The following is a 13,629-nucleotide window of genomic DNA, read 5'->3' as shown; positions in this document are numbered from 1 at the left end:
GTCAGCCCCCGATCAGGACGGTCGGGCAACCCGGCGGCAGGATCGGGGCTCCGCACCCGGCCAGGTCGCCGACGCGCAGCGCTGGTCGACCGCCGATGAGCACCGTCGCCGAGCCCTTGGGGAACGGAGTGGGCGGGTGAACCGCCGGCGGGGGGAACGCACAGGTGTGCAGGTCCCCGACGACGGCTGCGGGCAGGCTGCCGACGAGCACGGTGGGCACGCCGGGACCGGTGACCACGCCGGGATGGGCCGTCTGGTCGGTGACCCGCGCTGCCGGGAGCATCTGTCCGTCCTCCATGGTGTTCGTCCGGATGGTGGTCCGTCTGGTGATCGGCCGGGGCGATCCCGCCCGTCGGCCGCTAGTTGATCTTCACGAGCGCGCCCCTGACCGTCGTCGAGCCGCTCGCCGAGAGCTCGGCCGTCCCCTGCCCCGCGACCTTGACGGTGGCGCCGGTGAGCTCGCCCGCCGCCTGCGCCGTCAGCTTGACGTTGACGCCCTTGATGGCGCAGTCGGTCTTCGCGTCGATCGTGACGTTCATGCCCTTGAGGGTGATGTCACCGGAGCTGGACTCGAGGGCGATGTTGCCGCCGGAGGTGGCGACCTTGACGTCCTTCTTGGCGGTGACGGTGACCGGTCCTTCGCTGACGATCTCGATCGCCGCGTCGGCCTTCTGCACCAGGGTGACGCGCTGCTTGCCGTCGTGGGTGGACAGGGTGATGCTCTCCTTGCCGGGCTCTTCGAGCAGCTCGAGGAGCATCCCGGTGCGGGACACGAAGGCCCGCCGGACGATGCTGCCGGTGCCGCCGTCGACGTGCTTGTCCATGGGCACCGTGGGGAGGTCCTTGCCGTTGTAGAGGCCGCCGAGCACGTACGGCTCCTCGAAGTCGCCGAGGCCGAAGGCCACGAGCACCTCGTCGCCGACCTCGGGCAGGATCACCCAGCCCCTCCCCTTGCCGGCGCCGGGCTGGAGGGTCCGCGCCCATGTGCTGACGAAGTTGTCGGAGAGGGCCGGAAAGGTGACGCGGACCCGGCCGAGCCGCTCCTTGTCCTTGACGTCGCTGACGACGCCGACGGCGACCCCGTGCATACGCCCTGACCGGGCCTCGGAGCCCCCTGCCGTGGCCAGTCCGTATGCCGTCCGGTCGGAGGTGTTGCTCACGGTGAAGGCGGTGAGGTAGCCGCGGTCCGCTCCGAACTCGTGGCGGGTCGACGTGAGGGTGTAGCTGCCGTTGAACGGCTTGCCGACTCCGGCCAGGGACACGGCCGCGCCCGCGCGGAGCTTGGGGTTCCCGCGAGCCATGCCCTCGAGCTCTGCGTGCGTGCCGCCGATCCGGTCCGCGATCGCTGTGGCCATGGTCGTGCAGCCTTGCTGGTCGGGCTGGGTCGTCCGTGCCTCGACGAGCGGCGGGGCCTTGACGACCTTGGCCAGCTTCCCGGGGTCGAGCCCGTCCACGGTGGCGCTCGTGGTCCCGGCCGTCGCGGTGCCGATGATCGCCTTCTTCTGCTTGACGTCCCACGACCGGACCTCGACGGACGGGACCTGGTCGGCGGCGCTGACGCAGGCGCGGAGCGAGACGAGGTTCACCCCCTTCTCGAGGACGAGGGGATCCCGTCGCGCATTGGCCCCACCCGGGGCCGTGGAGGCGGACGTCGCCCTGCGGAACTCGAGCTTGCCCTCCTTGACCGCGAGCACCGCACCCGTCCGGACCGCCAGTCGCTGCAGCAGCGCCCAGTCGCTCACACCGGCCTGGGCGACGTGCTCGAGGACCCCCCCTGCTGCCTCCACCGACCCCATCTGGAGGCCGACGCCCCCGGCCTTGGCCCGGACGATGTCAGCCGGTTTCTGGTTGACGAACGACTCCACCCGTCGCCCTCGGTAGAGCCGGTGTGAGAGGTCGTAGCCCCTGACGACCGTGCGCGTGCCGCCGGTCGTCAGCTCCACCTCCATCGCCGTCACCTCACCCGAGAACAGCTTCGTCGGGGCGCCGTCACCGCTCTGCTGCACCGCGAGGGTGACCGGCGTGCCGATCTCGACACCGGCCAGACCCAGCACCTCCGCACCGTCGTCGAGGAAGCGGAGCACGAGCATGTCGGGGACGCCGAGCGAGTCGTCCACCGTCGCGCTCGTCAGCTTGGCGGCCACCTCGGCCGTCAGCGGTCTGCCGTTGATCTGCACGACCGGAGTGCTGCTCGTCTCCTCACCCAGCACTGGGGAGCTCCTCTCCCGCGGGGAGCAGGATGCTCCGTCCCGCTGCGAGCCGCAGGGGGTCGTCGATGTCGTTGGCGTGCGCGACCGCTCGCCACATCGAGGCATCGCCGTACTCCTGGTAGGCGATGCCGGGGAGGGTGTCGCCGTCGACGAGAACGTGGACGCGCCTCGGCACCAGGCTCCCGGAGGTCGGGTTCTGCCCCGGCGTCTCCCCGGCGAGCTCGTCGAGCTGGACCGTGCAGATCGCCCGGATCGGCATGCCTCCGGAGGTGAAGACGGTGTACTTCGCCGTGACGCTGCTGATGTAGGCGAGGAACCCGGTGAGCCCTCCCCATCGGAAGAGGACCCACGGTGGCGAGCCCTTCTTCTTGGTGTGTGACGAGGGAGTCGGCACGCAGCAGGCGAAGAGCTGCTCGACCCGCTTGACGACGCTGTCGTCCTGCTTGTCCGAGGCATCGAAGAACATCTCGAGGGTGAGCTTCGAGGGCTGGGGGCCCTGGTACTGGGGAGGAGCGCTCTTCTTGTTGCCCTTCCCGGTCTCGCGGCTCCACTTGGCCGACTTGCTCAGGCTGAGCTCCTTGGGGTTGAACTGGAACTCGATCTTCGCGATCTGCGCGCCCGGCTTGGAGAGGGACCCGTCCGGCGACGGCTCGTGCAGCTGCAGGTAGGCGTGCTCGAGCTTCGGGCGACCACCCGTCGCAGTGTTGCCGGTCTTCCCGGAACCGGTGGCGGAGAACGCGACTGGGGTCGGCATGGCTGCTCAGTTCGTCCCGGGGCGAGGCCCCGCCGCCGGGGCGGCGACGAGGAAGCCGTGGTGTGCGATCTCCACCGTCTCGGTGAGGACCTTCGGGGAGTCGGCGGACATGCTCGGCCCCGTCCACCGGACCGGGACCACGTCGATGAGCCCCCAGGTCGCGATGACCCGGCCCCCAGCAGTCATCGCCTCGATGGTGCCGGTCGCGCCCCGCGTGTAGCCGGTCGCCATGCTCGCGAACCACTTCGCGATGGTCTCCGTCTCGCGGCCGAGGGGTCGCGACAGCTTGATGTTCGGGTACTTCAGCTTGGTGGGCAGCTGCCAGACGAACCCGTTGTTGCCGCCCTCCTCGCGGGACTCGAGCACGACCTCGCAGCCCAGCCCTTCGCAGCTGGTGAAGGCACCCAGGCTCTGGTCGTCGAGCTTGACGACGAAGGCCACCGACAGTGCGGTGTCGACGTCCTGCAGCACGCTCATGTCATCCTCCTGTCACCATGCGTCGGTCCGTAGCCCGCGCCGCTCCCGCTCGACGAGCAGCTCCGCACGGAGCCGGAGCATGAGCGGGTCGTAGAGCTTGCGCGCCAGCTCGTCCACCTCGCTGGCCGAGCCCGCCGTCGCCGCGCCTCCGCCGGGCGCGTCTGCCTGAGCGGAGGGTGCGGTGCTCGATGGGCTCGGCGCCGCGCCGACCTGCACCTCGGCTGGATCCGGATCCGGTTGAGGACTGCCAGCGCCCACCGCTGTCGAGGGCGCCTCGGCCGGGTCGCGCACCAGTACCCGGTCGTATGCCGCTGGGCTCGGTCTCCCGAGCGGCATCCCGATGGCCGGCGCCGGGCCGGGAACCTGCGGCTGGGTGGTCGGCGGCCACGGGCTGGCTCGGTGGCTGCCGATGCGCAGGGCCTGCACGGTCTCGAGCGACCTGGGGGCGGCGTCGTGTCTCGCCCTCTGCGGCGAGCTCAGCCAGACACCGTCGGCGCCGGCTGCCCGCTGGGCCGTGATGGAGGCCGACGGTTGTCGGCCTGTGCGGGCGGCAAGAGGGGTCGAGGTCCGCGGGAGCCCGGTCGCGGCTGTCCCCACAGCGCGTGAGTCGTTCGACGAGGGCTGGTCGAACAGGCCCTGGAGCGGCACGACCCGCTGGTCGGTGAGCGGAACGGCCCGGAGGTCGGGGAGCCGAACGACGGGTGAATCCGACACGGGGGCGCTGCCCGAGGGTTCGCTCGGGACCACCGCCGCAGTTCCACTTCCGAAGGCCGGGGCGGCCCACGCCGAGCCGCCCGTGACTGGGTCGTCCCACGCCGAGCCGCCCGTGACTGGGTCGTCCCACGCCGAGGACGGGGCAGGGTCGTCGCGGTCCCGGCCCGTCACGTCGGGCGTGACGGGTGGCGCCTCATCGGCGAGTGAGGGCGCCGACCATTGGCCGGCGATGGGCGCGCGGTGACTCTCGTCCGGCGGCGCCGGCATGGCATCCGACGTGGTCTCGGTGCGTTGGGCAACGGGGAGGCTCAGCGGCTGGTGACCTGGTCTCGGCAGCGCGGGGTCAGGCACCACCGCGCCAGTCCCTGCGGCCTCGTCCGATCCGGGCGAGGGGGGCGCTGGCGGCCCGGGATCCGGCATCGACGGCAGGGGCTCGCCGAGTCCCAGCCGCGGCCGACGCGGAGCCGGGGCGCCCGGGCCGGCCACCGGTGCAGGCACCTCGGCCTCCGAGGCAGGTGTCCCGACGTCGACGTCCTGCGGTGGCTCCGGCCGGTCGGCGCCGTCCTCCCCACCCGACGGCGACGGTGGGGACTGCTCCGGCTCAACAGGAACCTCGACCGGGTCGACGGCCCGCTGCACCGGAAGCGGCGTCGGGAGCTTCGTCGGCTCCTGGGTCGGGTGGAGGTCCGGTCGGGTGGTCGGCTCGACGAGCCACGCAGGGGCGGTCCCTTCCCCCGCCCGGTGGTCCGGGCCCCACGCCCGGCCCCCGGACAGGTCGTCGTGGGACGTGGGAGTCACGGCCGTCGTGGACCGCTGCACCTCCAAGGTCCCGTCGTCGGGAGTCCCGTCGGCTACCCGCGAGGCGGCAGGCTCCGGACCCGCCGTCGATGCGGAGGCGGCGGGCTCCGGACCCGTCGTCGGTGCTGGGGCGACGCTCCCCGGGCCGTCGGTGCCGTGGCCCGGGCCCGACGGTTCCCGGGTGGGCTCGGGCGACTGGCGTGCCACCGAGAACGCAGCTCGCTGCACCGTCGGTGACGGCAGGGCCGGCCACGGTCGCTCGGGAACGCCCCCGTTGGGCTGCCTCGGTGGCGCCGGCTCGGCCGACCCCACGGAGTGCCGCGGCAGTGACGGTGCCTGCACCGCGGTGTCGGGGGAGGTCGTCCCCGGTGCCGTCCCGAGCGGCGAGGACACCGTCGGTGGAGGTGCGTCCGCCGACGGCGGAGGTTCGTCCACCGACGGCGGAGTGTCGTCGGGGGAGGAGTCGACGGGGGCGGACGGGACGGGCGAAGCATCCCCGGCCTCGGGAGCCGCTGGTTCGGGGACCGGCTCGGTCTCGTCCGGCAGCGCGACATCGAGCGGCAACGACTCGGCCGTCAGCTGCACGAGCGGGAGGCCGTCGTCCGGCGCGGACGTCAGCCCCGGCGAGCCCGCGGCGGGCTGGGAGGCGGGGACTGCGGCATACGAGGTCGTCGGGAAGGTGCTCGACGGTTCGGTGGAGCGGCGCTGTACCTGTGGTTGGTGCGGGGGGACCCGCCCTGCCGCCACCGGCATCGCCGTCGCGCCTGCTCCCGGTGTCGGTCCACCGAGTCCCCAGGCGTCCGGGTCCGGGCCGACCCGCGGGATGACCGGGTCCACCTGTCGCGTGAGCGCGCCTGTCAGGGCGGCGCTGCGCCAAGAGGCCAGGCCGGTGGCGAACTCGACCGGGTTCGTCGTGAGGGCCGGTGTGGGCAGCGTGCGCTGGAGTGCGGGCAGTGCCGCCCAGGCCGCGGTGGGGCGGTCCAGCACCGACTGCTGCGACGCAGTCGCGACTGCCTGCGCGGGCGCCCCGGCAGGCTGGCGACGGTTCCACGGCCAGCGCATCCGTCATCTCCCCTCGGAGATCCGCTCGTTGAGGTTCGCGATCTCCCCGACGTAGCGGCGACGCTGGCCGTGTTCGAGGTCGAGGATGTCGTCGAGCGGCCAGTGGAAGTGGAAGGCCACGTACGCCACCTCCTCGTAGATCCGGTTGGGGGCGTACGTCATGATTCCCCCAGGCGCCCACCCGAGAGGTCGACGGCGAACCGGTGCGAGCACTGCGGGCAGGTCACCGCGGCGCGGGTGTGGCCCTCGGTGTTGATCCGCCGGTAGAAGTCCTGGAGGAAGGCCACGTCGGAGGCGAACATGTTCTCGATGACCGCGGACGTGATCGAGGTGAGGGTCCCCAGCGAGGTGATGACCCGGGCCAGGAGGATGACGCTCGTGAAGGCCGCGTTCTCCATGACCCGGGCGTCGTAGAGGGGCAGCAGCTCGTCGCGCGCGGTGGCGAGTCGCATGACGCCGTGCCGGTGCACGACCCCCTCGGAGTCGACGAAGCCCCGAGGAAGCTCGAACTCGAACTGGGTTCGCAGGGTGGGTCGCTCGGGCACGAACGGGGCAGGGCGGTCGAGGTCGGTCGCCGCCCCGAGGTCCGCCAGCGAGCCGTTGATGCGCGAGCGTGCCATCAGGCGACCGTCGTCTCGTCGTAGCAGAGCGTGAACTTCTCGGTCGCGGTCTCCGTGGCGCCCGCCTTGAGGGTGCTCACCTCGACCTTCTGGACCCAGACGTTCTTGTACTCCAGGGTCTTGATCGTCGCGCCGGTGAAATCGGTGATCTCCACTGCGGCCGTCTTGCGCACGCCCTGGAGGTCACCCTCCATGACCTGCTTGAGCCAGTCGGTGATCGCCTTGCTGTCGGTCAGGCCGCGGGTGACGACGATCTGCCCGGCCTTGGGGCGGCCGATGACGTTGCGGATGATGTACTTGCCGTCCTTGGTCTGCTGCTTCATCTCGATCTTGTCGACCTCGGCGGTGAGACCGGACACCTCGATGACCTTGGGCACCTCGATCCCGTCGATGGTGAGGCGGAAGCCGTTCGCGGCGGCTGAGTCGAGCTCGTCGGGCAGTGGCATGGTGCACGGTCCTTTCGTGATGGGTCGCCGGCTACTCGCTGACGAGGCTGACGCCGCCCGAGAACTGGGACAGCTGGAAGATGACGAACTCCGCCGGCTTCACCGGGGCGACCCCGACCTGGCACACGACCTGGCCCGCGTCGATCCCCTCGGCGGGGTTGGTCTCGGAGTCGCACTTGACGAAGTACGCCTCGTCGGGCGTGAACCCGAAGAGGGCGCCCTTGCGCCACTCGTTGACGAGGAAGGCGCTGATGGTGCGCCGGACCCGAGCCCACAGCTGCGGGTCGTTCGGCTCGAAGACGACCCACTGCGTGCCGATGAGGATCGACTCCTCGAGGTAGTTGAACAGCCGCCGGACGTTGAGGTAGCGCCAGGCCGGGTCGCTCGACAGCGTCCGCGCCCCCCAGACGCGCAGCCCCCGGCCCGGGAAGGACCGGATGCAGTTGATCCCGACCGGGTTGAGCAGGTCGTGCTCGGCCTTGGTGATCTGCGTCTGCAGGCTGATCGCGCCGCGCACCACCTCGTTGGCCGGCGCCTTGTGCACTCCCCGGGTGTCGTCGTTGCGAGCCCAGATGCCGGCCGTGTGGCCGCTCGGTGGCACGTGGATGTTGGTGCCCGTCGCCGGGTCGAAGACCTTGACGTACGGCCAGTAGAGGGTGGCGAACTTCGAGTCGTAGCCGGCCTCGTTGACCCGCCAGTTGAGGATCTGCTGCGGGTTGAGCCCGGGCGGCGGGTCCAGGATCGCGACGCGGTCGCCCATGAGCTCGCAGTGGCTGATGATGCCCAGCTGGACGGCCTTGAAGGTCTCGAGGTCGATGGAGCCCTGCTCGAGAGCCGCGACGAGGTCGGGGACGGCGACCATCGTCACCTCGTCCACCGCCTCGAGCCCGCTGAATCCGGTCCGCTGCGCGACGTCGCCGACGTAGTCGCCCGCGCCCATCTCGGTCGCGTCCGGTCCCGCAGGCTCCGGCTCGGGCGAGGCGAGCTCGACGGCGCCGCGGTCGATCCTGACCAGCGGGGCGTCCGGCGCGGTCGCCTCGATCCTGATGTGCTTCGACTGTGCCACCTTGGTGACGACGTAGGCGTCGCCCTCCTTGGTGGAGACGTTCTCGTAGGTCTCGACCGGCTTGCCGTCGACGACGACGGCGAGCGTGAAGACGTCGGCCGGAAGGTCGTCACCCTTGCCGTCGGAGACCTCGACGCTGATCGGCTTGGTCGCCTTGGCGTTGGCGGCGGTGACCGTGAAGCCGCCGAGCAGGGCGCGCGGGGCGTCCACCACGGGGGGGACCTCGGCCTTGCCCGCCGGCTTCGAGCCGATGGCTTCCGGGTGGTGCCCGTTCGTGCTCCCGCCACCGACGCGGACGACGAAGCAGTTGCTCCCGCCGTTCTGCATGTAGCCGTAGACGGCGTGGGCCAGGTACGCGCCGGGCATGAAGTCACCGAAGGTCTCGGCGAACTGGGTCCAGTTCGACACGAGCGTGGGCTCGTGCATCGGGCCCTTCTGCGCCAGTCCGACGAACGCGGCGACCGAGGTGCCCACACCCTCGATGGGCCGGCTGCCGGCCTCGACCTCCTCGACGTAGACACCGGGTGAAAGGTAGTTCGGCATGCCGCCTCCTCGGGATCGTGCAGGATCAAGCCAGAGTCCTCCCGGGCGATCACGGTCGATACGTCCGTCAGGCCGTCAGGTCGGGTAGACCGCCATGCCCCATGGGGCACAGCCAGGGCAACGGTGATGAGGCGTAGCTACTGGCCCCGACGACGGCTGCGCGGTCCCTGCGAGCGGGCGCTGTTGTATTCGGGTGATGGCTGGGAGCGGCACACCGGCCTCCGTAACCGTCGTGGACCTCGGCCACCGTCGCGCCCCGTCATCGGCACAGCGCAAGATCCTGCGGCACGTCACCACAGCTGCTGGCTTGTCATGGAACCAGTACTCGGGCGTGTGCCAGAGCTGCCACAGCGAAAGCGCGCCGCTGCTTGGTGACTCGGTCGTGTGCAGCGATAGCAGCCTTCGCGCCCCTTAAGGGCGTCAGCCCAAAGAGGTACGCCTGATGTGCCAGGACCGCCTGGGTCGCGAGAGCCTCCCTTTCCGCCTCAGTCATCTTGCGTCGAGCGAGCCCAAGCACAGCGATCTGCTGGTTAGCCTCGGCCGACGCGGACGAGCCGAGCGTCCCGAGGAAACGAGCGCGCTCAGGAGTCCCTTCCTTCCCTCGCTGCTGTCCTTGGGACTTAAATGTCCCGTGATGCCCCTTCTCGGTGAGGTCAAGAGTCGGATCGTCGGTGGGGCTGTAATTTACGATCGCGGACCGGAGGCCAGATTGTTGCTCGGGATGGTGCCACTGATGTCCTCGTGCGTAGTCGGGGGCGCCCGGAACCGGCCGGTCTCCATAAGCCCGCACTCTGGCGTCCTGCACGATGTCGGCCTCATTCTTTGATGGGTCGCGGTGGTGAATCGTCGCCTTCAGAAGCGCACGTTCCACCACTTCCACGCTCCTGGCCTTCAGAATGCGTTCCGCCAGGGCGCTGGTGACGTGGAACGGGGGCAGGGAGTACGTCGCGGAAGATGACAGCAGCCAGGCCTGCATGGCTTGGATTTCGGCGGGACCGTATTGAGGTTGCTTTGCTTGCGTCGCGCCCTTCTTCTTGGGGTTGATGGCGCCTTCGACCGACCAGTGGTTGCCCTCGGGAACCAACACCAAGGACTGCATCCGGTAGCGGAGCCTGATCGCTCCGAGCACGGGAGTCAGCAGCTTCCCGGCCACGGGCTTCCCGGCGAACTTGTTCGCGGCGGCCACACCGGCCGCGACTCCCTTGTCGAGGCGGTCCTGCTTGTCCTTGGCGATCTGCTCGGGCGTCTTCTCCTTGATGCCCAGCTTCCTCTTGACCTTGGCCGTGAGCTTCTTGGCGCCGGCCTTGATCTTGCCGCCGATCCTCTTGGCGAGGCCCAGGAACTTCTTGCCCATCGCGACGGCCTTGCCGACGACCCAGTCGACGACCTTCATGACCGGCCTTTGGACGGTCTCGATGATCTTCTTGATCTTGTCCGCGATGCCGCCGAGCCCGAGCAGTGAGGCGAGGAAGCCGATGAGGATCGGGACGAGCTTGCCGAGGGTCTGCTCGATCTTGTCCGCCACGGCCCCGACGCCGCCCGCCGCGATCGACTCGACCGAGTCCAGCACCGAGTCGACGAACTCCTTGATCTGGGCGGCCTTCTCGACGAAGAACATGACGACGTCGTAGATCATCTTGCAGGCCTTGATGAAGGCGCCGGCGGGGTTGAGCATCGAGATGAGCCAGGTGATGCCAGCCTTGATGATCTGGGTGGCCACCATCTCCTGGATCTGGCCCATGATCGTCTCCTTGATGTCACCGGCCTTCTCCAGGACCCACTTCCACAGCCCGCCGATGCCCTCGGCCACGAGGATCTTGAGGACCTCGAACGCTCCGATGACCTTGTCCCAGACCAGCTGCAGCCCGGGGACCTTGGCGAAGATCCGGGCCTTGACCCGCTCCCACGTGAGGCCGAGGATCGACAGGACGAGCTGGACGACGCCCTTGAGGTCGAATTTCGCCGGCAGTTCGATCCCGCCCTCGGACAGCGCCCCGAAGAGCCACTTCTGCAGGCCCTTCTTGAGGTGGTCGAGGACGTTGGCGCCGAAGTTGACGATTCCGGTCTTGACCGCGCGCACGAAGTTGCCGAGGAAGCCGATCGGGTCCTTGATGATCTTCCCGACGGCGGCGGCAGCCCGGGCAAGGACGCCCAGCAGCATGTCCTTGAGCTTGAGGATCGTCTCGATGACGCCCTTGATGGCGCCGATCGCCTTGTCCACCAGGCCCTTGTTCTCCGCCTGCAGCGCCTCGATCCGGTCGTCGAGCCCCTTCCGCGCCTCGACGTACTTGCTCGCGAGGCTGTCGACCAGCCCGTTCTGCTTGTCGTCGACGTCGGACTCGAGCTTGCCGAACTGGTCCGCCACCTGCTCCGCCGCCTCGGCGCCGACCTTCGCCAGATCCGGACCGAGCGTCTTCACGTAGGCCGCGACATCGGCCTTGCCCTTGGCGATGCGCGCCTTCGCCGCACCCAGGTCGGTGGCGACGATGTCGGCGACGCCCGAGATGACCCCTTCCATCTCCTTGAGGTAGAGCTCGCGGCCCGCCTCGAAGAACTCGTTGACGGCGGACGGCATCCCGACGAGCTTGTCCTTGGCCCACTTCAGCCCGCCGAGCCAGCCGCCGTAGCGGTCGCGCTTGTAGGCCGACATCTTCGCCTCGACGAACGCCTCGAACGTGGCACGGGCGCCCCGCTCACCCTGCTCGAACGCCTTGTCGACCTTCGCGTCGATCCCGTCGAGGATCTTCTTCACCTCCGACTCGGCGCCGGCGAAGATCGCCTGGACGTGCGCAGCCACCTCGGCGCGCTTGGACTCGTCCTTCGACTTCGTCGCAGCCTTGCTGCCGGTGACCTGGGCGAGGGCGGTCCCCTTGGCCGCCTGTATGCCGGCCACGGCGGTCTTCGTCTCCGCATCCGCTCCCGCTCGGGCCTGGGTCAGCGTCGCCGCCTCGGCCTGGCGGAACTGCGCCGGACCGGTGTCCGCATGCGCGGCCGCCTCCTGCTTCGCCGCGAGCGCGCCGGTGAACTCCGGCTCGTTCGACTGCGCGAGCTGCTCCTGCGAGACCCCCGCCTCGTCGAGCTCCGAGGTGGCCTGGCGCTTCCCCGCCTCGAGGTTGAGTTGCTCGGCAGGAGCGGGCTTGGGCACCGCTCCGCCCGCAGGGATGCTCGCGGCCTGCCCGGGGTCCTCCGGCGTCATCGGGGCGACCGGTTTCGCCACGGCCTTCGACGAGTCCGGGGGCGTCGTCGTCGCCGTCTCGATCGCCTCGGCCGACTGCTGCTTGTTGCCGCTGACGAGGCCCTTGACCTCGCCCTTGACCTCGCCGGCCTGTCCGGACTTCTTGTACTCGTCGGCCTGCTCGAGGCTCTTGGGGGCCTTGGCCTCGATGGCGGCCTTGACGGCGGCGATGAAGGCCTTCTTGTCGAAGGAGCCGGCGGGCTGAGCGTCCATCGTGTCGAGCTTGGCGGCCTCGGCCTGGCTCGAGGCGTCGTTGGCGGGGGGCAGTGCGGCGTCCTGGGCCTCCTTGGCCTTGCTCGCCGCCGGGGGGTGGGCCCGCTTCGCCTTCGCATATCCCCCGACGGCGCCGGTGACAGCCTTGAACGCGGGATCGTCCTGCGGCCGGAGCCGACTGGGGGCGACCGGGGGCGCGAGCACGTCGACCGGGCCGTTGGCCATGGGCGCTGCCACCGACCCGCCTCCGCCGGGCTTCACTGTCGGGGCGCCGCCCCCGCCGGGCCTGCGGGTCGCTGGTCTGGCCCGGCCTCCCTTGGCCAGCGGTGACTTCGGCGGAACGGGCTTGGCCGGGGGTGTGGGCTTCTTCGGCGCTACCGCGGCCGGACCGAAGCCGGTCTTGGTGACAGCGAGCGCCGAGGCCGGCGGCTTCCTGTCTGCGCCGTCGATGTCGACGGGGACGCCGACGGACTTGGCCAGTCGCAGGCCGTCCTCGAGTACCCGAAGGTCCGGGTCGTCCCGTCTGGCCTGACCGATCGCGGCATCGAGCAACTCGGCCCTCTCGCTGCCACCCGGGCGACCCTTGGCCGCGAGCAGGGCCGTGACGGCTGCGTTCCCGGCGCTTCGCTGCAGCGCGAGCAGGGCGTGCCGCGGCATCGCGGCCGACGGGGCGGGCGCCGCTGCCGGCGTCGGCCCCGGGGTGCGGGTCCGTCGTCTCGCCTCCCGGAGGGCGGGGATCGGCGCCGAGGTCATGGCCCTCAGAGTCCTCTGCGGACCGCTCCGCGCCGGCTCAGCCGCTCTCCTCGTCCTCGGCCTCGTCGCGCTGCAGGGGGCGGTCGGGCTCGACGGAGCGCTGGACCTCCTCCTCGTCGTCGCCCTCGCGCTGCACCGTCGCGTCGAGTCGTTGGACTGCGGGTGCCGTCGCGGTCGCCGCGACTGTCGCGGCCGTCGCAGTCGGCGTCGACATCGCGACGATCCGCTCGGCGTTGGCGGCCGCCTCCCGCTCGAACCGGTCCCCGGGGTCGCTCACCCTGATGCCGGCGCCCGTCGCGGTCCCGTCCACCGGCCCGGACCGCTGCTGCACGACGTGGGTCAGCTCGTGGGCCAGCATCGTCCGGCCCGACGGGGACGACGGGTCGTAGGTGCCTCGCTGGAAGACGATGTTGGAACCGACCGTGTAGGCGTGGGCGTTCACCGCCTTGGCGGAGGCGTGCGCATCCTCGCCGTTGTGAACGCGCACATCGGCGAAGTCCGTGCCGAAGCGCCGCTCCATGTCTTCGCGCACGGGCCCGCCGAGCGGCATACCTCCGCCCTTCCCCAGCACGGCGCTCACCGGGTTCTCCTCGGTCTCCGCCACGCGCTGGACCGCGTCGTTGCCGACGATCCGTTGAAGACGCAGCAGTCCCTGGCTGCCGAGCACCTCGGGCCGCCCCGCCGCGGCGGCTCGCAGAAGCGTCGCGTCCGTGGCGCCCACCTCGCGCCTGGACCTGG

11 protein-coding genes are annotated in these 13,629 nt (G+C 70.6%); all 11 read right to left on the bottom strand.

Annotated elements, in window-relative coordinates; genetic code table 11:
* Position 1 precedes the first annotated feature (1 nt).
* Positions 2-298 carry a PAAR domain-containing protein gene (locus N801_RS09370; RefSeq protein ID WP_245618332.1) on the bottom strand — a complete coding sequence of 99 codons (297 nt, stop codon included), beginning with the start codon at positions 296-298 and terminating at the stop codon, positions 2-4.
* Positions 299-359: 61 nt separating this feature from the next.
* Positions 360-2,210, bottom strand: coding sequence for a VgrG-related protein (locus N801_RS09365; RefSeq protein ID WP_052112801.1), 1,851 nt, complete (start codon positions 2,208-2,210; stop codon positions 360-362).
* Complete coding sequence (locus tag N801_RS09360) at positions 2,200-2,964, bottom strand: CIS tube protein (RefSeq protein WP_035936755.1); 765 nt, start codon at positions 2,962-2,964, stop codon at positions 2,200-2,202. The genes N801_RS09365 and N801_RS09360 overlap by 11 nt, the downstream gene beginning before the upstream one ends.
* 6 nt (positions 2,965-2,970) lie before the next feature.
* Positions 2,971-3,441: a phage tail protein gene (locus N801_RS09355; protein ID WP_052112800.1), complete on the bottom strand. Its 471-nt coding sequence runs from the start codon at positions 3,439-3,441 to the stop codon at positions 2,971-2,973.
* A 12-nt stretch (positions 3,442-3,453) separates the two neighbouring features.
* Complete coding sequence (locus tag N801_RS09350) at positions 3,454-6,015, bottom strand: hypothetical protein (RefSeq protein WP_035936753.1); 2,562 nt, start codon at positions 6,013-6,015, stop codon at positions 3,454-3,456.
* Positions 6,016-6,018: 3 nt separating this feature from the next.
* Positions 6,019-6,177, bottom strand: a complete 159-nt coding sequence (locus N801_RS21015; RefSeq protein ID WP_169744239.1) for a DUF6760 family protein — start codon at positions 6,175-6,177, stop codon at positions 6,019-6,021.
* A complete protein-coding gene (locus N801_RS09345) occupies positions 6,174-6,635 on the bottom strand; it encodes a hypothetical protein (RefSeq protein ID WP_035936750.1) in 462 nt (153 codons plus the stop codon). Before N801_RS09345 ends, N801_RS21015 begins: the two co-directional genes overlap by 4 nt.
* Positions 6,635-7,081, bottom strand: a complete 447-nt coding sequence (locus tag N801_RS09340) for a phage tail protein (RefSeq protein ID WP_035936747.1) — start codon at positions 7,079-7,081, stop codon at positions 6,635-6,637. The genes N801_RS09345 and N801_RS09340 overlap by 1 nt, the downstream gene beginning before the upstream one ends.
* Before the next feature lie 31 nt (positions 7,082-7,112).
* Positions 7,113-8,690 (bottom strand): phage tail sheath family protein, encoded by a 1,578-nt coding sequence (locus tag N801_RS09335; RefSeq protein ID WP_035936744.1) that lies wholly within the window; start codon positions 8,688-8,690, stop codon positions 7,113-7,115.
* 310 nt (positions 8,691-9,000) lie between these two features.
* Positions 9,001-12,891 (bottom strand): phage tail protein, encoded by a 3,891-nt coding sequence (locus N801_RS19705; protein ID WP_052112799.1) that lies wholly within the window; start codon positions 12,889-12,891, stop codon positions 9,001-9,003.
* A gap of 37 nt (positions 12,892-12,928) precedes the next feature.
* Positions 12,929-13,612 carry an eCIS core domain-containing protein gene (locus N801_RS09325; protein WP_245618331.1) on the bottom strand — a complete coding sequence of 228 codons (684 nt, stop codon included), beginning with the start codon at positions 13,610-13,612 and terminating at the stop codon, positions 12,929-12,931.
* Between the last annotated feature and the right edge of the window lie 17 nt (positions 13,613-13,629).

The sequence above is a fragment of the Knoellia aerolata DSM 18566 genome, from assembly GCF_000768695.1.
GTDB lineage: Bacteria > Actinomycetota > Actinomycetes > Actinomycetales > Dermatophilaceae > Knoellia > Knoellia aerolata.
This window is presented reverse-complemented; position numbering and strand designations above follow the sequence as displayed.